Here is a 20,571-nt window from a genome sequence, read left to right on the forward strand (position 1 = left end):
CTCAATCCCATAACAGAATTTGCAGGTTTGGCTTGACCGGGAGGGTCAGCCCATTGGTGCCGCTCACCGGGGTTTGCGTGCCGCGCAGCGGGTCATAGAGGGTTGCGCTGGCAAGGTTTGGCAGGTGTGCGTTACCCCCCTGGGCCGACCAGAAGAACCACAGCTTGCGCCCGTCGGCGCGGGTCCAGCCGATGCTGAACAGACCGTCGGGCCATGCGTCGGTGGTGGGCGGGTCGCCGGGGGTGAGCGTTGGCCCGCTGACCTCGAGGAACTGTTTCAAGGCGGTGTAGACCGGCTTGGGGTTGGCGTCGATGTCGAGCAAACCATAAGACTGATCGCGCACGCTGGCGCGCGGGTCGAGGTCGCTCAAGGTAAACAGGAAGGTTCGGTCGTAATCCAGCGCGCTCATCAGCGCCAGGCGGCGCACCACGTAATCCGCTTGGCCTTGGAGGGTAACGAGGTCCTGGGCGTCTTTGGGCCCGGTGTAGGTTGACCAGCCCCATTCGGTGCTCCACAGGGTTTGCACGCCGCTGTTTCGCAGGGCCTGGTTGAGCGCGCGGGTCTTGGCGATAAAGTCCAGGTTGGCGGGGTCGTTGCCCTCGGGCAATTGGGTGTAGGGGTGATAGGCGATCACCGTGTTCAAACTTGCGACGCCCAGGGCACCGAGGGCGCTGAACAGGTTCTGGCCGTTGGGCATTTCACCGAAGAACGCCATGCCGGCGGCCACCACCGGTTTATTCGGGTCGACCGCCCTTAGCGCGGCGGCGGTGGCGGTAAGCAGTGTGGCGTAGCCGGCCGGGTCTGCCGCAGGGCGCCAGAAACCCAGCAGGTTCGGCTCGTTCCACACCTGCCAGGCGTCGACGCTGGGGTAACGCTGGGCCAGCAGCGCCATGCGTTTGGCGAATACGTTCGGGTCTTTGGGCGGGTACTGGTCCTGGTAAGGCGCACCGGCGGGCGCGGTGGTGGCGAAGGGTGCCGAACCGACCAGGTAGAACACCGACTTGAGTTGGTTGTCTTGCAGCTTGCCGACCAGTTGATCCAGCGTCGCGACCTGGTACTGGTTCTCGGCCGGCTCCAGTTGGTCCCAATGCAGGTCAAGGCGCACCCACTCCAGCCCGAGCGCTTTGAGGCGGTCGATCTGCTTCTGGTAACGCTCAGGGGCAAACCACAGGAACTGCGCGTTCACTCCCAGGAAGTCCTTCCACACCACCACCTTGCTGCCCTTGAGCACATGGCTCTCGGCGTCGGCCTGGCGGTCCCACAAAAACGCGCTCAGGCCCAGGGCGGCGACCACGGCCAGGGTGGCAAGGCAGGTACGTTTACGCGCCATGGTCGGCTCCTGCAACGGCCTCATCGAACAGCTGTACAAACTTTTGCGCGGTCAACGGCCACAGGCGCTCGCGGCCGATTTCCCCGGCGCGTTCGGCCCAGTCCCGAGCCAGCGACGGCGTGTGTGCCAGGCGCAACAATTGCGCGCTCAGCGCGGCCACATCGCCCTGGGGATAGATCGCCCCGTTGCCGCTGGCGACTTCTTCGGCAAACGCCCGCGCATCCGACGTGATCGCGCCGCGCCCACAGGCGGCCGCCCAGGACAACGCGCCACTGGTGCCACGCTGGCGCCCCAGCAGCCCGAGTTTTTTCGATTCGCGATAGGGCAGCACCATCACATGGTGCGCCTGGATCGTCTGGGCAATCTCGCTGGCCGGCAGGTTCAGTCGCCAGTCGATGGTTCCCGCCAGGCCGAGGTCGGCGATCTGGCGGGTCAGTTGCTCCAGGTAATTGCCGCCTGCGCCAAATGCCATTTCGGCGGCGGTGCCACCGGCCAGGGTCAGGCGAATACGCTCACGCCATTCGGGGGCTTGCTGGAACACGGCGGCCAAGGCCTGCAACAAGTCCTCAATACCTTTGCCTCGGTAGATAAAACCGAAATACAGCAGGCGCAGTGTCTCCAGCGGCGGCAAAGGGGCCGCGGCAATGGACAGGTTGGCATGGTTGATCACCGCCACTTTACCCGCCGGCAGTTGCATGCGTTGGCTCAGGCACTCGGCGCCCAGTCGGGTCAGGGTCACCAGGCGGGTCAGGCCCTGGGCAACCTGGCGTTCTTCGCGCAAGGTCAACGGGTCTGCCAGCACCACGGCCGCCTGCGGCAAGGGGCTGGGCAAACGTGCCAGCAGGTTGAGCGGGAAGGGCAGGTGCTCACGCCGCCAGACCAAGCGTTCCGGGTCGTGCACGGTGGCGGTCAGTGCCAGGTGGGGGTAGGCCCGGCGCAGTGCGCGCAGGGCCAGGAACTCGCCCAGGCGTCCACCGCCCAATTCGGCGTGGACCAGGTCCACCCGGCGCCAGTCGAACGCGGCGACGGCCTGCCGGATCGCTTCGCCAGTGCCGGCCACGCCGCTCAACGGGGTCAACACCTCCACACCCAACTGCTCCAGTGCCGTCTTGAAATGGTTCGCGTAGTCGGCGATCCCGTTTTTTTCCGGCGGCAAAGGTGCGAGCAGGGCGATGCGCATCAGAGTGCCCCCTGGTACTTGGCGATGGTTTGAAGCACCTTGGCCGGTACTTCGAATTTACGCCGGTTGATGATGATGCCGTCGACTTTGCCGAATGCGGTATTGAGGATCGACAGCGCATGCTCCACCACCGGCACCGTGCTTTTCTGCGCTTCCACCACCAACGCGATCAGGTCCGCGCGCCGCAGCGTGATGAATGCGTCGCGGTTGTCCAGCAGCGCCGAGGCATCCAGCAGCACCACCTCACCAGGCGCCGCCGGCTCCACGCCGCCGACGCGTACGCTGATGCCGTTTTCCTGCAGCAATCGGCGCAATTGCTCCACCACGAACGTCACCCCCTCGCCGTGGCGCGCCGAGGTCAGCCCCAGGGTCATGCCGTGTTCGGCGATGCGCTCCAGTTGCAGCAAACCGTACAGCCGGTAGATGCTCGCATTGAACGCGTTGGTGCTTTGCGCGGTGCTGGTGTCCAGCTCCGGCAGGGTGGTCCATAGCGGCAGGCCGAACTTGCGTTCTACCAGGCCGCCGTCGTGGATGCGCTGGTCGAGCAGGTAGCACAGGTAGATCACCAGCAGGCCGACGACGATGGCGAACGGGATCGCCAACACCAACATCATCAGGGTTTTCGGGAAGGTGCGGCCGGGGTTCAAGGTGGCTTCTTCGATCACCGCGATGTTGCTGATCTGGCTGTTGTCCAACTCACGGTCGATGCGCGATTTTTCCAGGTTATCCACGTACAGCGCATAGTTGCGTTCGGTGGCACTCAGCTCGCGGGCCAGGCGGGCCAGTTCCGGTTCGATCTCCAGGGCTTGCTTGCGCTGGCCTTCAAGGTTTGCCAGGTGTTTCTGTTGCTGCACCAGCTGGGTACGCAACGCCAGGTTGTTGCTCGACTCATCCAGCAGCACCCGCTGCAGGTGGATTTCCAGGGTGTTGGGCGCACGGTTTTCCGAGCTTTGCACCGTGTTGCTTTCGCCTGCGACCTGGGCCTGCATCGCGCGTATCGAGGCATCCAGGGCTTTGACCGGCGGCGCGTTATCCGTGTAGGTGCGCATCATGTCGGCCCGTTCCAGCAGCTTCTGGTTCAGCAGGCGACGCAAATCCTGCTGCTGCGGGTTCAGTGCGATCTGGCGCACCGTGGTCACTTCCTTGGGCTGGGTCTTGAGCTGAGCGCGGGTGCTGGCGATGGCGCTGTCGGAGGAAGCGATCAGGCGCGTGGTATTGAACACTTCGCCGCGCAGCACGTTGATGCGTTCGGACAAGTCTTCCAGGCGGTCGGTGATGCTCGCCGCGCCGATCTGGTTCAAATGCGTAAGGATCTGTTGCTTGTAGCGCTTGATCTCGGCGGCGCTGGTGGACACCTGGCCCTCATAGAAGGTGTACAGGCTCTTGCGCCCCAGGGCCTGGGTACGCTCGTTGATGTAGGTCTCGACCCAAGCCTTGACCACCGCCTGGGCGATGTGCGGGTCGCCCCAGGTAAAGGTGATGTCCATTACCGTGGAGCCGGCGGCGTGGCTCACCTCAAAGCTCTTTTCCAGGCCGGCGGCCAGGCGTTCCACCGCGGTGGTTTTTTCAATCACACCCACGGTTTCCAGTACCACGCGCAGGCCATCGAACACCGCGCCCACGCCCTCCTTGATGTAATGCTTGGTGCGCTTCCAGAAGCCCTCCGGCGGTGGCGCGTTGTTGATCACTTCCAGGTAGTGCTCGGCCACCGCGCGCACGATCGGGCGCCCGGTCAGCAGGCGTTCCTCGTCGACAATCGGGTCGCGCTGGGTGCTGGGCATCACCAACGCCTGGCGGTTGCTGATCTCGATCGGCAGTGTCGAATCACGTCCTGGCTTGACCAGCAGGCGCGCGGTGGATTCGTACTTGGCCGGCAGTAAAAAAGCGCCCAGCAGGATGATCACCAGCGCGGCAATTGCGGCCAGTTTGAACTCACGCCGGAAGATGAAGAACAGGCGCAGCAGGTCACGAAAAGAACGGATCTCGATCATGGGATGTCGCTCCTTCAGTTACTGCCGCTGCTGGTTCGGGTGTAGTTGTAGCCAACCCCAATGGACTTGGTGAACGGGATCAGTTGGTTCATGTAGGTATCCACTCCCTGGATGCGTTCGCCGACGTTGGATTTGGGCACGAACACCACGTCGCCGCGTTGCAGGGCTACGGGTTTGCGCCCGCTGGTGCCGGTCTTGAGGAACTGGCTGAAGTCCAGGAAGTAGGCGTGGTAGGCGCCTTGGGCGTCTTCGCGCAGCAGCGCGACCATGCTCGCGTTGCCGGCCTGGCTGACACCGCCCGCACCGACAATCGCCTGTTCCAGGGTATTGGCCGTGGCGATCTGTACCGCCGTGGGGTTGTTCACCGCGCCGCCGACGATTACCGAGTTGCCCGGCGCCTGGTTGATATTCACTGTCACGCGTGGCTCGCGGTACACCGGCGCCAGGCGTTCAGTCAGTTCCTCTGCCACCTCGGCGGGCGTACGCCGCGCCACCTGGATCGGCCCCAGGAACGGGTAGTTGATCTTGCCGTCGTTCTGCACCGTGTACAGCGTCAGCTCGTAGATCGTGCTGACGTTGAACGCCGACAGGGTCGGCATCTCACCGGCATCACGCACGATGCGCAACTGGTCGCCGACGCGAATGCGTTCCACCGCCGGCGGCAACTGGGCGAGCTGCTCGAGGGCGCGCTTGCCGTCTTCGACGGTCTGGTCGTCCGGTGGCACGATACGCGCGGGAGTGTTGCAGGCGGTCAGGGCCATCAAGGCCAGGACGAGCACGGTGCGTTTCATCAAGGGGGACCTCCTGTAGGTCATGATGCTCACCTCCAATAGCCGGGGAACATGCTGATGCGCCGCTTGAGGGCGACGGGGAGGCGGCGCTCCAGTTGGCCCAGCCGATAGCCGAGCAACTTGAACGCGCTGCGCACCAGGACTTCGGGGACGCGGTGCAAGGCACCGGCCTTGCGCAAGGCCGCCAGCTCGGCCAGTACATAGCGTTTACCTTCACCGCCGGCATCGCCGAAGGCCTCGCGGATCCACGGCTCGCGACCGTAGAACACGCCAATGTCGAAGTAGCGGTGAAACTCATCCATCAGCCGGTAGTCGTGGGAGTGGTACACCCGCGCCGTGGCGGCGTAGCGCACTTTGTAACCGTCGAGCAGCAGGCGTGCCGCCACAAACGCGTCTTCGCTGCCGATCACATCCACAGGGAAGCCGCCGACCGCCTCCAGGGCGCTGCGCCGGTACACGGAAAACGAGTCGGAGCTGAAGCAGGTCTTGATCCCCAGTTCCGGCGCATCGGCCAGGCTTTTGCTGCGGCTCTGGGGCGGGTAGTTGAAGTGCCGCGACTGCGCGCCCAGCACACCGGCGTCGGGGTGTGGTAATTGGCGGCCGTAGGCCACGCCGTTGAGCGGGTCTTCCTGCAACTCGTGCAGCAGATTAGCGAAGGTCTGCGGGTCGGCGGGAATTGCGTCCTGGGTCATCACGATCAATGCGTCGCCGTCCACCTGTTCACTGGCCCAGCGTCGCGTGCCGCCATGGTTGAACGTGCTGGCGTCGATCACCTCGACCCGCGCGCCAAACGCCTGAAAGCGCGCCGCGGTGTCATCGCTGGAGGCACTGTCCACCACCAGCATCTCGTCCGGTTGCAGGGTTTGCATCGTCAGGGCGGGCAACAGGCGCGCCAAATGACTGGAGGCGTTGCGGGTCGGGATGATCAACGCGGTGCGCATATCATTTGTTCACGTCGAGGGGCGCGCGCCCGTAGATGTCATCGAAGCGCACGATATCGTCCTCCCCCAGGTACTCGCCGCTCTGCACCTCGATCATCACCAGGTCGATGATGCCCGGGTTGCTCAAACGGTGTTTGTGCCCGGCCGGGATGTAGGTCGACTCGTTGGCGTTGATCAAGAACTCGCGCTCGCCATTGGTGATCTGTGCCGCGCCGCTGACCACCACCCAGTGCTCGCTGCGGTGGTGGTGCATCTGCAACGACAACGATGCCAGGGGCTTGACCACGATGCGCTTGATCTTGAAGCGGGGGCTTTCCTCCAGAACGGTATAGGTGCCCCACGGCCGCGTCACGGTACGGTGCAAGCTGTACGCCGGGTGGTTCTGGCGCTTGAGTTCGGCGACGATGTAGCGCACATCCTGGCTGCGATGGGCGTCGGCGATCAGCAGCGCGTCGGGGGTGTCGACGATGATCAGGTCGCGCACGCCCACCGCGCCCAATACACGCTTGGGCGAGTCGATGTAGCAGTTGTGCACGTCGTGCAGGATCGCTTCGCCATTGACCTGGTTGCCCTGGGCGTCATTGGGGGTGAGTTGGCGCAGGGCTTCCCAGGAGCCGATGTCGCTCCAGCCGATGTCGCAAGGCACCACGGCCACGTGCTGGGATTTCTCCATCAGTGCCACGTCGATGGAAATGTCCGGTGCGCTGCCGAAGGCATCGGCGTCCAGCTCTCGCTGGCGCGAGGTTTTATTCTGCAGGCTTTGGCTATGCGCCAGCGCAGCGCTGGCCGCTTCCAGGACGTCGGGAGCATAGGTCGTCAGTTCGTTGACCAGGGTGCTGGCCTTGAAGCAGAACATCCCGGCGTTCCACAGGTGCTTGCCACCGTCGAGGTAGGCCTGGGCCGTGGCCAGGTCGGGTTTCTCGACAAAGCGTTTGACGCGATACCCGGCGCTCAAGGCCTCGCCTTGCTCGATGTAGCCAAAGCCCGTCTCGGGGCGATCGGGCTGGATCCCGAAGGTCACCAGGTAGCCGGCTTCAGCCAGCTCGCGGGCCTGGCTCACGGCGGCGGCGAACGCGGTTTCATTGAGGATCAAGTGGTCGGCGGGCATGATCAGCAACGGCGCGTCGTCGCCGAAATGCTCCTGTACATGCAGTGCCGCCACGGCAATCGCGGCGGCCGTGTTGCGACCGAACGGCTCCAGCAACAGGTCCAGGGGCAGGTGCGCCTTGTTCACCAGCCGGTAGTCATCGAGGGTGCGAAACAGCAGGTCGCGGTTGGTGACCGTGAGTACGCTCTGCACGCCGGGCAGGCGGCTGGCGCGCTGGAAGGTTTTCTGCAACAGGCTCTGGCCATCGCGCATGCGCATGAAGGGTTTGGGCATGTTCTGCCGCGACACCGGCCACAGCCGCGTGCCCGAACCACCGGAAATGATGCAGGGAATTAATCCGTCGAGGGGATTCATCAATAGACTTCCTTGGTGGAAAGGACGGCCGGGACCGTCATGAAGACGATGTACAAGTCAAACCACACCGACCACTTGGAGATGTACTCCAGGTCGTACTCGACACGTTTCTGGATCTTGAACAGCGTGTCGGTCTCACCGCGGTAGCCGTTGATCTGCGCCCAGCCGGTGATTCCAGGCTTGACCCGGTGCCGCGAGCTGTATTCGCTCACCGCCACTTCGAAGGGAATACCGGCGGCCTTGGTGGCCGTGGCGTGGGGGCGCGGGCCAACGATCGACATGTTGCCCAGCAGTACGTTGAACAACTGCGGCAGCTCGTCGATGCTGGTCTTGCGGATAATGCGTCCGACCCGGGTGATACGTGGGTCGTGACGCGTGGTCTGGCGTTCGGCGGTGAAGTCGCTCTGGTCGGTGTACATCGAACGGAACTTGAATACGCGGATTTCGTTGTCGTTGTAGCCAAATCGATTCTGGCGAAACAGCACCGGGCCCCTGGAGTCGAGCTTGATCGCAATCGCGGTCGCCAGCATCAACGGTGACAGCACCACCAGCGCCAAGCTTGCCAACAGGCAGTCTTCCAGGCGCTTGATCACCGGCGACCAACCGCGCAGTGGCAACTGCGAGGTGTTGAACATCAGGATGCCACCCACTTCGCTGATGCGGCTGTGGCCATAGCGCAAGGCGGCCATGTCGGGCACCAGCATCACGTTCACCGACATCTGGCGCAGGCGATTGACCAGCCCATGGATACGCTGTTCGGCCGCCCAGGGCAGGCAAATCATGACCTGGTTGACCTGCTCGGCGCGGATCAGCTTTTCCAGCTCGCGGGTGTTGCCCAGCAAGGGCAGGTTGCTCAACGATTTGGGAATGCGCTCGGTACGGTCATCGATAAAGCCGATCAGGCCCGAGCGGATATCGCCGTTGCGTTGCAGGTGATCGGCGACGTGCACGGCGGTATCGGTGAAACCCAGGATCACCGTGCGTTGCAGGTACATGCCGTGGCGCATCAGCTGGCGGTACAGGCGCAGCATGAGCAGGCGCTCAAGGCAGAACAGCCCCAGGCTGGTGATGTACCAATACACCAGGTTGCGCGGGGTCAGTTGCGGGAAAAACTGCAGGATCTGGTACATGAACAGCAGGATGCAAAACGCTGCCGACCAGGCCTTTATCTTGGTGCGCAAGCGCAGTCGATTGCTGAACAGTTCCTCGGAATAAATACCGAGAGCCTGGAACAGAATAATGGTCAGGATCGCGAAAAACAGCAGCAGGCCGAGAAAGTGGGAGCGCAGTTCAGGGGCCATCGGGTCGATGAAAAATACCAGCACCAACGGCGGCAGGATAGCCGTCAGGCCATGGATCGATTTGACGAAAACAACAAAAAATTCAACAAAACCCGCACGTGTTAAAAACAAGCTGTCGACGGACGACGTCTCTGGCATAAAACATCCCTCATTGCACTCCAGACTTCTCTGTTCGGTTCTTTATTCAATAAGGCGGCGGGCCACTTTATTGAGGGAACGTCGAACGACGGCAACTCTGGATAAAACGCAACCGCCCATTCATATGAGTGGAATGTGCGGGGTGGTGACTAAAGGAGTGGTCCCTTTGTGTGCTCTGTCAACGAATTGACGATGTTGCGGAGGTGTTGTGATAGACGCTTTAGGCGATATTCTTTTGGCATTTTATTGACGATCCTTGTCCAGGCACTCGGTCATGGCGTGTGTTTTTGAGTGTAGGAACAAATGTGAGATTTTTCCTGTTTAACGCGAGAACCTTTTCCAAAGAGAGGTAGGAAAAGGGGACAAGTATGGGTTGATCAGGAGCACAAAGTGCCCAGCCGCCGGGCTTTCGTTGGTTCGGAAGTTGTCTGCGGAACTTACGCTTAAATGATGCGGTTCATCCAGGAAGTTGTCCTGGGAAGCGGTGCCCACTGTTTGATAATAGTGTTTGGCGAACAGGTGAGTGCCCGGCAGTGTGAGCGTCCAAACGTTATTCATGCTGTAGTCGATGACCCGTACGTGCGGGATTGTATCCAGCACAATTTTTTGTTTGCATCAGTTTCGCTGCTTAATCTACGGGCTTTCCCGGTGGAGGGGCCGAGCATGATAGATCTCGCAACCTTGGCGGTTTTTTCCGGTGCTGTTGTGCTGTTGCTGTTATCGCCGGGGCCGAACATGGCGTTCGTCATCAGCCACGGCATAACCCATGGCTGGCGCGGTGGCGCGGCCTCGGCCCTGGGCATCGGCGCAGCGGACCTGCTGCTGACGGCATTGACGGCCATGGGCGTTACGGCCTTGGTCGCGAGTTGGCCACCGTCATTCGACTTGATTCGCTATGCCGGCGTGATTTACCTGCTGTGGCTGGTATCCAAGACCTTGCAGGCAAAGCCCGGTGGGGCAGCTACCCAGGTCGAACGCGTGCGGTTGGGCCGTGTATGCGTACGGGCCATGCTCAACAGTTTGCTCAACCCCAAGGCGCTGTTGTTTTTCGTGGTGTTCCTGCCGCAGTTCGTGCGCCCCGAAGCAGGCCCGATCGCGACGCAACTGTGGGTGCTGGGCGGCGTGCTGACCTTCATCGCCGCCGTGTTTCACCTGGTGCTGGGGGTGTTTGGCGGGGCGGCCAGCCGGTTTTTCAGCGGCCGCCCCGGCACCGCCACCCTGCAGAAGTGGGGCCTGGCCACGGTGCTGACGGTGTTGGCCGTGCGCCTGGCGCTGATGGCCCGACCGACGTGATGGCTTGTTGAAGAAAGTACGGTCCCCCTGCTCATCGCTGCTGGCGATCAACCGAGGCCCCTACACAAGCCACACTGGCCGCGAGCCGCGTCGTCAACCCAGGCGCGCTGCCGCCCGCGCCACAATCTCAGCGCGGGTCTTGCGCGATTCGACCGTACGCTTGTTGGCTTCTTCCAGCACAGCGGTGGGCGCCGTGTCTGGGCGGCCGGCATTGAACGGTGGCGCCGGGGCGTATTCGATCTGCAACTGCACCAATTGTGCCGCCGCTTCGCTGTACAACTCCGCTGCCAGGGTCAGGGCGAAGTCGATGCCGGCGGTGATGCCGCCGCCGGTGAACAGGTTGCCATCGCGCACCACGCGCTCCTGTACCGGGATCGCGCCAAGAGGGGCGAGCAGGTCGTGGTAGGCCCAGTGCGTCGTCGCCTTGCGCCCGCGCAACAGGCCCGCCGCGCCGAGCACCAGCGAACCGGTGCACACCGACGTCACGTAGCGCGCGGTCCGGGCCTGGGCCTTGAGGAAGTCCAGGGTTTGCGGATCTTCCATCAACGGGCCCACACCGGAACCGCCGGGCACGCAGAGCACATCCAGGTTCGGGCAGTCGGCGTAGGTCATGGTCGGGGTAAAGACCAGCCCGGTGCTGGACATGACCGGAGCCAGGTCTTTCCAGACCAGGTGCAACTGCACGTCCGGCAACGAGCCCAATACGTCGTACGGGCCGGTAAGGTCCAGTTGCTGGATGCCGGGGAACAACACAAAGCCGATCTGCAAAGTCATGAATGACGCTCCGATAAAGGGGTGGACGGCTTCACTCTAGAGGCCTAGGCTTTGGCGCATACGCCATTGAGCCCACGAATCACGCCAATCATGCCCAGACTTGTTCACGTACTCGCCTTCGACAATGCACAAGTGCTCGATGTCACCGGGCCGCTGCAAGTGTTCGCCTCGGCCAATGACCTGGCGCGCCAACGCGGTTTGCCGCTGCCCTATGCCGTCACGGTGATCGCCGATCAGGCACAACCGGTGATGACCTCCGCTGGCCTGGCGCTGGTGGCCGAGCCGTTGCCTGCGGTTGACCAGCCTTGCGACACCCTGCTGATCGCCGGCGGCTGGGGCGTGTACGGCGCCGCCGAAGACCCGGCGCTGGTGGATTGGGTGCGGGAAAAATCCCGGCATACCCGGCGCATGGCTTCGGTATGTACCGGTGCGTTTCTGCTGGCCGCCAGCGGTTTGCTCGACGGCTGCCGCGTGGCCACCCACTGGACGCGTTGTGACGAGCTGGCGCGCAAGTTCCCCGCGCTTCAGGTCGAGGCCAACCCGATCTTTATCCAGCAAGGCACGCTGTGGACCTCGGCCGGCGTGACGGCCGGTATCGACCTGTGCCTGGCGCTGGTGGAAGAAGACCTGGGCCGCGCCGTCGCCCTGGAAGTGGCGCGGCATTTGGTGGTGTTTCTCAAGCGCCCCGGCGGCCAATCGCAATTCAGCGTGACCTTGTCGTTGCAAAAGGGCGACAGCCGCTTTGCCGAATTGCACGCCTGGATCGCCGAGAACCTGACCCTCGACCTGACCCTCGCGACCCTGGCCGCCCAAGCCGGCATGAGTGAGCGCAGTTTCGTGCGCCACTACCGTGCCGAAACCGGGCAAACCCCGGCGCGTGCCGTCGAGTTGATCCGTGTTGAGACTGCCCGCCGGCAACTGGCGGACAGTACGGCATCGATCAAGCGCATCGCCGTGCAGTGCGGCTTTGGCTGTGAAGAGACGCTGCGCCGCAGCTTCCTTCGGGCCTTGGCGGTGACGCCACAGGCCTATCGCGAACGTTTTTCGCCAGTGGCCTAGGCAAGCAATTCCAACAGCGCTTCAAGGGTCGCGTGTGGCGCTTCCTGGGGGATATTGTGGCCCGCGATAGACACCGCTGAAGTGCGCCACGTCGTCGTCCTCCAGGGGGATCGCCAGCCCATCCATGAGTTCCAGCAGATCCTTGGCCAACGCCGGTATCTACACAACTTTTCAGCCCCTGACACATCTCCCTGTGGCGAGCGGGCTCGTCCCGCGTTGGGCTGCGTAGCAGCCCCAAAACCAGGCACCGCGGTGTGTCAGTTAAAAACACATCGCCTGTAATGGGGCCGCTTCGCGCCCCAACGCGGGACGAGCCCGCTCGCCACAACAGCCTCATCTGCCGGGCATTCAGCGTTGAGCCAGCGTTGTTTAGATCCCTATGGAGTGATAGGGGAAGCCGTGCAGCAGGGGGACCGGCTCACTGTCAGTGGGGCCGTGGGCGACAAGCGCCACTCCTGCGCCAACACCCCCAGCACACACAGGCGACCTCAGGGCTGCCACACCGTCTTCTCTCCACTCAACTTGCGATCCAGGAATGTCGCCGCGCTGATCAACGCCAAGTGGCTCAACGCCTGGGGGGTGTTGCCCAAATGCCGCGCCTGGCTGTCGAACTCTTCGGCGTACAACCCCAGTGGGTTGGCATAACGCAGCAACTGTTCGAACTCCAGATGGGCCTTTTCCACCTGGCCGGCGCGGGCCAGGCATTCGACGTACCAGAACGAGCAGGCGGCAAATGCGCCTTCGGTGCCTTGCAGGCCGTCGATCTGGCTGTCGTCGTTGCGATAGCGGTACACCATGCCGTCGCGTACCAGGCTGTCCTGGATCGCTTCCAGCGTCGACAGCCAACGCGGATCGGTGGCGGCGACAAAGCGCACCAGCGGCATCAGCAGCATCGAACCGTCCAGCGCGGTGCTGCCGATATGCTGCACAAAATGCCCGCGCTCTTCGTTCCAGAAGTTGCTCCAGATGTCGGCGTAGATCGCCTGGCGTGTCTCGTCCCAGCGCGCGAACGGGGCCGGCAGGGAACGCTTGGAGGCCAAGCGGATCGCGCGGTCCAGGGCTACCCAGCACATCAGCCGCGAATGCAGGAAGTGATGCTGCTCGCCGCGCATTTCCCAAATGCCCACGTCTTTCTGGTTCCAGACTTCACAGACCTGATCGGCCACTTCCACCGTGTGTTTCCAGCCTTCGTGGGAGATGGCTTCGCCGTATTTGTTGACCAGGTACACCGCGTCCATCAACTCGCCGTAGATGTCCAACTGCACCTGGTCGAAGGCTTCATTGCCGATGCGCACCGGGGTCGCGCCGCCATGGCCGCTGAAGTGATCAAGGGTGGCCTCGGGCAGCTCCTGGCGGCCGTCGATGCCGTAGAGGATATTGATTTTGGTCGGTTGGCCACAGCAGTCGCTGACCCGGCCTTTGAGCCAGCGCATGTAGGCGTTCGCTTCATCGATGAAACCCAGGCGCATAAAGGCGTAGACCGTGAACGAGGCGTCGCGGATCCACGTGTAGCGGTAGTCCCAGTTACGCTCACCGCCGCGGGTTTCCGGCAGGCCGAAGGTGGCGGCGGCGATGATTGCGCCGTGTTTGCGCGAGGTCAGGAGCTTGAGTGCCAGCGCCGAGCGGTTGACCATTTCGCGCCAGCGTCCGCGGTAATTCGATTGGGCGATCCAGCTGCGCCAGAAGCTCAGGGTACGTTGCAGGTACAGGTCGGTGCAGGCGTTGGTGACCCGGGGGTCGTCCTCGCCACCGAGGATGAATTCGGCGCTTTCTTCCTGGCCGAGGGTAAACGTCGCCACGGCGGCCTGGTTATCCAGTTGCAGCGCATGGCTGCCCGCCAGGCGCAGCCCAGGCTGGCCATCAGCGGTGAACAGCACGGCGTTTTCATCGGCGCTGGCGTGAGTTCGCGCCCGCGCATAGTCATGGCGCACAGCGCAGCGCAGATGAATCGTTGCCGTTCCGCTGACCACTCGCACTCGGCGAATCAACAGGGGCAGGTCGTCGACGGCTTCACTGACACACAGCAGGTCGGTCACTTCCACTACCGCCTCGTCGCTGAGCCAGCGGGTTTGCAGCACGTTGGTATCGGGCAGGTAGATCTGCTCGCGGCGGGCCTCGGGCAGGTTCGGGGTGAGTTGAAAAATGCCGGCCTCGGGGGTGTCGAGCAGCGAGCAGAAAATCGATGGGCTGTCGAATTCAGGCCAACAGAAAAAGTCGATGCTGCCCTTGTCGTTCACCAGGGCGGCGCTGCGCATGTCGCCGATAATGCCGTGGGCATCGATGGCGCTTTGGGGCTCTTTGTTCAAATCAACCATTGCCACGAAACTCCGGATAAAGGCTCATCCCGCCATCAATGAAAAGGGTACTGCCCACCACATAGTCCGAGGCGTCACTGGCCAGCCAGACCACCGCATTGGCCACGTCTTCCACGTCGCCCACACGCCCATACGGAATCAACTTGAGCAGCTCTTTTTCCGCCGCGCCCTCAGTGGCCGCCTGGTTGATCGCCGTGCGAATCGCTCCTGGGGCAATGCCGTTGATGCGGATGCGTTGCTCGCTGACTTCCTGGGCGAGGGTGCGCATCAGCATCTCCACGCCGCCCTTGGACGCGGCGTAGTTCACATGCCCGGCCCAGGGGATCAACTGGTGCACCGAACTCATGTGGATGATCTTGCCCGCCGCTCGCGACACACCATCACGCACGCCCTGGCGCTGGAAAATTCGCACGGCGGCGCGGGCGCAGAGGAACTGGCCGGTGAGGTTGACGCCGATCACCGTGTTCCAGTCGTCGAGGCTCATGTCGACCAGGTTCGCGTCTTTTTGCAGGCCGGAATTGGCCACCAGGATGTCCAGGTGGCCAAAGGCTTCGAGGCTCTTCGCGAACAGGCGTTCCACGTCGTCCTCCTTGGACACATCGCCACCGATGGCAATCGCCCGGCCGCCGTCGGCATTGATCTGTGCGGCGAGGGCCTCGGCGGGTGCCGCCTGGGCGTTGTAGTTGAGCACCACGGCCGCACCGGCAGCGGCCAGGGCCTTGGCTGCGCCGGCACCGATGCCGGAGCTGGCGCCGGTGACCAGGGCCACTTGTTGCTGCAATGAAATCTGCATCGACCATCCACCGTATTGTCAGAGTCCTTTCAGCTGACTGGCGGCGCGGCGCGGAAGTTCACCGGATGTCTTGAGCGCGACGACAGCTGTCTCTTTCAATCGTTTTCGCCAGCGTGCTTTTCGCTAGACTCAGGGCCTGTTGACGCGAGACCCGCCCATGACTGCCCAATCGTCTCCCAGGCCGTGGCTTGAAGCCTATGCCGACAATTACCACAACGATGAGGTGGTGCACGCCCATTGCCATGCCGAAGCCCAACTGATTCATGGCGTCTCCGGGGTCATGCTGGTCAGCACCGCGCAAGGCAGCTGGCTGGTGCCTTCCGGGCACGCGCTGTGGGTGCCCGCGGGGACGGCCCATGAGATTCGCATGGCCGGTGACGTGCATATGCGCACACTGTTCCTGGCGCCGGATGCAGAGCCCGAATTGGGCCGAGTGTGCCAGGTGATTGAAGTGTCGGCGCTGCTGCGCGAACTGATCGTCGCCGCCACCTTGATCGCCGGGCAGAACAGCCCGCGCATGCAGGCGATGATCGAGCTGATCCGCATGGAGCTGCTCACGGCGCCCGTGGTCGCGATGCATGTGCCGGTGCCCGCCGAAGCGCGGTTGGCGCGGTTGTGCACGCACTTTATCCGCAACCCTTCCGATGACAGCAGCCTGCAAGCCTGGGCCGACATCCTGAACATGAGTACACGGACCCTGAGCCGGATTTTCCAGCGCGAACTGGGCATGAGCTTTGGCGAATGGCGCAAGCGCGCGCGGCTGGCCCTGAGCCTGAAATTGCTGGCCCAGGGCGTCTCCATTCTGGAGGTGGCGCTGGAGCATGGCTATCAAAGCCCGAGCGCCTTCAGTGCGATGTTTCGGCGAGCGATGGGCTACCCGCCGAGTCATTTCCGCCCGGGGGCCTGATTCGCTCATCCCGGTGTCTGTCCGGCGACGACACATGGCCTGGGCGCGCGCGAAACCCGTGGGGCGACTGCCTATGCTGCAAGGCCCTTTCTTGAACGAGCCTTGTGATGCCCAGCTCTGTGATTGTCGCCTTACACCGCACACCGCTCGCGGTTGTGTTGAGTGCGTTGGTCGCGTGCGGCCACGTGCCGTCGACCCAGGTCACCGCGCAGCCCGCGCCACGCTTGTCGGTGGAAACCAGTGACGCGCTGCCCGACCATTGGTGGCAGTTGTACCGCGACCCGCAATTGGATGCCCTGGTGGAAAAGGCACTGCGTGAGAACAAAGACCTGGAGGCAGCCGGTGCCCATGTCGATGCATTGCTCGCGCAGTTGCAGCAATTTGAAGGTGAGCGCCGTGCCTCGACGACGTTGTCCTATGGCCTGGACTATGGGCGCAGTCGTGATGACCAGACCCTGGCCAAGGCCTCTGGCCAGTCAGCGGATGGACAGTGGAGCCATACCCCGCAATTTTCCCTGAGCTACACCCTGGACCTGTGGGGCGCGGTGCGCTATCGCATTGCCGCCGCCCGCGCCGATGCCCAGGTGGCACGGGCGATGGAAGATGAGTGGCGCGTGACCGTGGCGGCGCAGACCGCCAGGGCCTATGCCCAGGCGTGTGTCTACACGCAACAGGCGCAGGTGCAACGCCATTCGGTGCAATTGCTGGAGCAGAGCGTCGACATCACCCAGCGCTTGCGCCACGCCGGTGCCGCCACCGAACTGGACGTCGCGCGCCTCCAGGGCTTGCTGGAGGAGACCCGCGCGCCCTTGCCCATGTTCACTGCCCGGCGCCAGAGCGCGCTGTATGAACTGGCCGCGCTCAGCGGCCAAACCCCGGAAAAGGTGATCGCCTTGCGCTGTGCCCAGGCGCCGCAATTGCAGGCACCGTTGCCAGTGGGCGAGGGCTGGCCCCTGGTGCAACGGCGCGCCGATATCCGTCGCGCCGAAGCGCGGTTGCGTTCAGCCACAGCGTCCACGGGCGTTGCCCGCGCGCAGCTTTATCCGCGTATCACCTTTGGCGCCATGTTGGGCTCTTCGGCTGCCAGCCTGGGTAAGCTGGGCAATGCTGACGCTGTGGTGTACGGCATTGGGCCCTTGCTGTCCTGGCAGTTTCCCGACCGGCAGATCGCCCATGCGCGTATCAGCCAACGCCAGGCCGAGACCCACCAGGCCCTCGCGCAATTCGATGCCACGGTGCTGGGCGCGCTCAAGCAAGTCGAGCAAGCCTTGGCCCTGTACCAGGGCGAACAGCAGCGTCGCCAGGCCGTTGCCGACGCTCTCGATAACAGCCGTCGCGCCTTCGACCTGGCCCGGCGTGGCTTCCAGGCCGGTGGGCTGGATGCCCTGCAACTGCTCGACAGCGAACGCAACCGGGTCAGCCTCGAGGCGCGCCTGGCCCAGGTCGACCTGCAATTGATCAACCGTCAGATCGATGTGTTCCAGGCCCTGGGTGGCGGCTGGCAGCGTGACGATCCGGCGTCTTCCCTCACTGTTAATACCCTCGGAGCTCGCCCATGAACCAGGCAATTGAAGTCCTTCCTCCTACGTTGATGCAGCGTCATCGCCGGGCACTGGTCAGCGCTGTTTCAGTCGCCGCTTTGCTGGGCGTCGTAGGGGCTGGCGCCTGGTGGTGGAACCTGGGCCAATACTTGGAGGAAACCGATGATGCCTATGTGCGCGCCGACTGGGTGGCAATCAGTCCGCGGGTGGCCGGTTATGTCAGCGAGGTGCTGGTCGACGACAACCAGGCGGTCAAGGCCGGAGATGTGCTGGTGCGTATCGATGCACGGGATTACACCGAGCGCCTGCACAGTGCCGAGGCGCAGTTGCAGCAAGCACATGCGGCGGTCACCGCGCAGCAGGCACGCCTGGACACCTTGGACGCACAATTGAGCGAACAACAGCAACGCATCGTTCAAGCACGTGCAGCCCTCGACAGCGGTGAGGCTGAAGCGCGACGGGCGCATTTGGACTACCAGCGCTATCGCAACTTGGTGGCACAACAGGTGGCCAGCGCGCAGCACCTGGAAACCGTGAGCGCCAGCCAGGCCCAAGCCCTGGCGGCGCTGGCCCAGGCGCGTGCCCAGGTCGCGCGCCAGCAGGCGCAGGCGCAAGTTATCCAGGCGCGTCGACAGCAAGCCCAGGCCCAGTTGCTCGAGCGCCAGGCGCATATTGGCGAAGCCCAGGCCAGCCTGGCCCTGGCCCGCAATGCCTTGGCCGATACCGCCATCCGTGCGCCCTTTGACGGCGTGGTCGGGCAACGCAAGGTGCGGCGCCAGCAATACGCAACGCCGGGTCTGCCGCTGTTGGCCGTGGTACCGGTGACCCAGGCTTATGTGATCGCCAATTTCAAGGAGACCCAGTTGCAGCACATGGCACCGGGGCAGGCGGTGGAGATTGCGGTGGACAGCTTCAGTGGCCAGCACTGGCAGGGTGAAGTCCACAGCATCGCCCCCGGTTCCGGCGCCGTGTTTGCGCTGTTGCCGCCAGACAACGCCACGGGCAATTTCACCAAGATCGTCCAGCGTTTTCCGGTGAAGATCCGCCTGGTGCAGCGGGGCGGCGCGAGCCCGCCGATCCTGCCGGGCATGTCGGTGATCGCCACGGTCGATACCCGCGGGGAGCGTTCCCATGGAGGCTGAGGCGCATTCGCCCCAGGTCTCGCTGCGTGCCTGGGTGGCCGTGATCGGCGGGCTGTTTGGCTGTTTCATGGCCGGCATGAACGTGCATGTCACCAGCGCCGCGCTGCCGGAAATCGAAGGCGCCCTGGGGGCGACGTTCGAGGAAGGCTCGTGGATTTCCACCGCGTACCTGGTGGCGGAAATCATCATGATCCCCCTCACGGCCTGGCTGGTGCAGGTGTTCTCGCTGCGCCGCGTGATGCTGGTGGGCTCGGGCCTGTTCCTGGTGGCGTCGGTCGCCTGTTCGCTGGCGCCAAACCTGCAAACCATGATCGTGATCCGCGTGGTGCAGGGCGCGGCCGGGGCGGTGCTGATTCCGTTGTCGTTCCAACTGATTATCACCGAGTTGCCGGCCAGCAAGGTGCCGCTGGGCATGGCGCTGTTCAGCTTGGCCAATAGCGTGGCCCAGGCCGCCGGCCCTTCCATGGGCGGGTGGCTGACGGACATGTATTCCTGGCGCTGGATTTTCTACCTTCAACTCTTCCCCGGTATCGCGTTGCTGGCGGCGGTGGCCTGGTCCATCGATCGTCAGCCCATGCAACTGAAGCTGTTGCGCCAGGGCGATTGGTGGGGAATCGCCTGCATGGTGCTGGGCCTCGGTGCGCTGCAAATCGTGCTGGAGGAGGGGGGGCGCAAAGATTGGTTCGGCTCGCCGTTCATCGTGTGGATGACGTTGTTGGCGGTGGTGGGGTTGATCGGCTTTGTTGCCCGTCAGTTAGGAGGGCGGCACGGGTTTATCAACTTGCGGTTGCTGGGGCATTACAACTTCGGGGTGGCCAGTGTGGCGATGTTCATTTTCGGCGCCAGCACCTTCGGCCTGGTGTTCCTGGTGCCCAATTACCTGTCGCAACTGCAGGGCTACAACGCGCGGGAAATCGGGGTAAGCCTGATTCTCTACGGGCTGGTGCAACTGGTGATGGCGCCGTTCTTGCCACGGCTGATGAAGTGGCTGAGCGCCAAGCTGCTGGTCGCTTCGGGCTTCGCCATCATGGCGTTGGGCTGCTGGATGGGCGCTCATCTATCGGCCGACAGTGCCAGCAATGTGATCGTGCCGTCGATCGTCGTGCGCGGCATCGGCCAGCCGCTGATCATGGTGGCCTTGTCAGTACTCGCCGTGCAGGGGTTGGCGAAGGCGGAGGCTGGCTCGGCGTCGGCGGTGTTTTCGATGCTGCGCAACCTGGGTGGTGCCGTCGGCACGGCGCTGCTGGCGCAACTGGTGGTGGTGCGTGAGCGGGTGCATGCGGCACGCATCAATGAGTCAGTCACGGTGTTCGACCCGGCCTTGCAGCAACGCTTGCCCGGTGAGGGTGTGTTGCAGGCGCAATTACCGGACCAGCAATGGGCCTTGCAGATATTGGATCAGGGCATTCATCACCAGGCGTTCCTGATGGCCTACAGCGATGCGTTCTACCTGGCATGTGTGGCCTTGACGCTGTGTGCCGTGGCGGCGTTAATGTTGCGGCGCGGTTGAATCTCGACCCCAGTGAAGGCCCTCAAGAAAGTGATGCTTTTCGATCTTAAAAATCAATAGGTTGCGCGTTATTTAATGCATGCACTGCTTAAGGGAGTGGCAC

Annotated in this window: 16 protein-coding genes and 1 pseudogene; 6 read left to right on the forward strand and 11 right to left on the reverse strand. The window is 63.3% G+C overall.

Features of this window, described 5'->3' with window-relative positions; all coding sequences use genetic code 11:
• Position 1: 1 nt before the first annotated feature.
• The 7 genes from QU606_RS13975 to QU606_RS14005 are packed head-to-tail and all read right to left on the reverse strand — an operon-like array spanning position 2 to position 9,134.
• Positions 2 to 1,330: a cellulase family glycosylhydrolase gene (locus QU606_RS13975; RefSeq protein ID WP_024074427.1), complete on the reverse strand. Its 1,329-nt coding sequence runs from the start codon at positions 1,328 to 1,330 to the stop codon at positions 2 to 4.
• Positions 1,320 to 2,510 (reverse strand): glycosyltransferase, encoded by a 1,191-nt coding sequence (locus tag QU606_RS13980; protein WP_168233531.1) that lies wholly within the window; start codon positions 2,508 to 2,510, stop codon positions 1,320 to 1,322. The genes QU606_RS13975 and QU606_RS13980 overlap by 11 nt, the downstream gene beginning before the upstream one ends.
• On the reverse strand, positions 2,510 to 4,501 hold the full coding sequence (locus QU606_RS13985) for an exopolysaccharide transport family protein (RefSeq protein ID WP_304998462.1): 1,992 nt from the start codon (positions 4,499 to 4,501) through the stop codon (positions 2,510 to 2,512). The genes QU606_RS13980 and QU606_RS13985 overlap by 1 nt, the downstream gene beginning before the upstream one ends.
• A gap of 14 nt (positions 4,502 to 4,515) precedes the next feature.
• A complete protein-coding gene (locus QU606_RS13990) occupies positions 4,516 to 5,292 on the reverse strand; it encodes a polysaccharide biosynthesis/export family protein (RefSeq protein WP_069075627.1) in 777 nt (258 codons plus the stop codon).
• 29 nt (positions 5,293 to 5,321) lie between these two features.
• Complete coding sequence (locus QU606_RS13995) at positions 5,322 to 6,233, reverse strand: glycosyltransferase family 2 protein (protein ID WP_102624316.1); 912 nt, start codon at positions 6,231 to 6,233, stop codon at positions 5,322 to 5,324.
• A 1-nt stretch (position 6,234) separates the two neighbouring features.
• On the reverse strand, positions 6,235 to 7,695 hold the full coding sequence (locus QU606_RS14000) for a mannose-1-phosphate guanylyltransferase/mannose-6-phosphate isomerase (protein ID WP_304998463.1): 1,461 nt from the start codon (positions 7,693 to 7,695) through the stop codon (positions 6,235 to 6,237).
• Positions 7,695 to 9,134 (reverse strand): undecaprenyl-phosphate glucose phosphotransferase, encoded by a 1,440-nt coding sequence (locus QU606_RS14005; protein ID WP_024074433.1) that lies wholly within the window; start codon positions 9,132 to 9,134, stop codon positions 7,695 to 7,697. The genes QU606_RS14000 and QU606_RS14005 overlap by 1 nt, the downstream gene beginning before the upstream one ends.
• A 663-nt stretch (positions 9,135 to 9,797) precedes the next feature.
• On the opposite strand from QU606_RS14005, the gene QU606_RS14010 reads away from it, so the two are divergent.
• Entirely contained in the window at positions 9,798 to 10,427 is a 630-nt protein-coding gene (locus QU606_RS14010; protein ID WP_304998464.1) for a LysE family translocator, read from the forward strand.
• Between the two features lie 93 nt (positions 10,428 to 10,520).
• On the opposite strand, the gene inhA is transcribed toward QU606_RS14010, so the two are convergent.
• A complete protein-coding gene (gene inhA, locus QU606_RS14015) occupies positions 10,521 to 11,201 on the reverse strand; it encodes an isonitrile hydratase (protein WP_304998465.1) in 681 nt (226 codons plus the stop codon).
• A 90-nt stretch (positions 11,202 to 11,291) separates the two neighbouring features.
• Between inhA and QU606_RS14020 the strand changes: the two genes are divergently transcribed.
• Entirely contained in the window at positions 11,292 to 12,260 is a 969-nt protein-coding gene (locus QU606_RS14020; protein ID WP_041160887.1) for a GlxA family transcriptional regulator, read from the forward strand.
• On the opposite strand, the pseudogene QU606_RS32950 reads toward QU606_RS14020, so the two are convergent.
• The 3 genes and pseudogenes from QU606_RS32950 to QU606_RS14030 form a co-directional block, all read right to left on the reverse strand.
• A pseudogene (locus QU606_RS32950) lies at positions 12,257 to 12,368 on the reverse strand (alpha/beta hydrolase); the annotation flags it as partial. The gene QU606_RS14020 and the pseudogene QU606_RS32950 overlap by 4 nt on opposite strands.
• Before the next feature lie 380 nt (positions 12,369 to 12,748).
• A complete protein-coding gene (locus QU606_RS14025) occupies positions 12,749 to 14,575 on the reverse strand; it encodes a glycoside hydrolase family 15 protein (protein WP_168233532.1) in 1,827 nt (608 codons plus the stop codon).
• Positions 14,568 to 15,368 (reverse strand): glucose 1-dehydrogenase, encoded by an 801-nt coding sequence (locus QU606_RS14030; RefSeq protein WP_304998466.1) that lies wholly within the window; start codon positions 15,366 to 15,368, stop codon positions 14,568 to 14,570. Before QU606_RS14030 ends, QU606_RS14025 begins: the two co-directional genes overlap by 8 nt.
• Before the next feature lie 157 nt (positions 15,369 to 15,525).
• Here QU606_RS14030 and QU606_RS14035 point away from each other — a divergent pair, with 157 nt between their 5' ends.
• The 4 genes from QU606_RS14035 to QU606_RS14050 all read left to right on the forward strand — a co-directional run bounded on the left by QU606_RS14035 (position 15,526) and on the right by QU606_RS14050 (position 20,468).
• On the forward strand, positions 15,526 to 16,275 hold the full coding sequence (locus QU606_RS14035) for a helix-turn-helix domain-containing protein (RefSeq protein WP_024074440.1): 750 nt from the start codon (positions 15,526 to 15,528) through the stop codon (positions 16,273 to 16,275).
• A 107-nt stretch (positions 16,276 to 16,382) separates the two neighbouring features.
• The gene (locus tag QU606_RS14040; RefSeq protein ID WP_304998467.1) at positions 16,383 to 17,834 is read left to right on the forward strand and encodes an efflux transporter outer membrane subunit; all 1,452 of its coding nucleotides are present in this window, start codon (positions 16,383 to 16,385) and stop codon (positions 17,832 to 17,834) included.
• Positions 17,831 to 18,958 (forward strand): HlyD family secretion protein, encoded by a 1,128-nt coding sequence (locus QU606_RS14045; RefSeq protein WP_304998468.1) that lies wholly within the window; start codon positions 17,831 to 17,833, stop codon positions 18,956 to 18,958. Before QU606_RS14040 ends, QU606_RS14045 begins: the two co-directional genes overlap by 4 nt.
• Positions 18,948 to 20,468 (forward strand): MDR family MFS transporter, encoded by a 1,521-nt coding sequence (locus QU606_RS14050; protein ID WP_168233534.1) that lies wholly within the window; start codon positions 18,948 to 18,950, stop codon positions 20,466 to 20,468. Before QU606_RS14045 ends, QU606_RS14050 begins: the two co-directional genes overlap by 11 nt.
• Positions 20,469 to 20,571 lie beyond the last annotated feature (103 nt).

The sequence above is a fragment of the Pseudomonas sp. OVF7 genome, assembly GCF_030644265.1.
Classification (GTDB): domain Bacteria; phylum Pseudomonadota; class Gammaproteobacteria; order Pseudomonadales; family Pseudomonadaceae; genus Aquipseudomonas; species Aquipseudomonas gorinensis.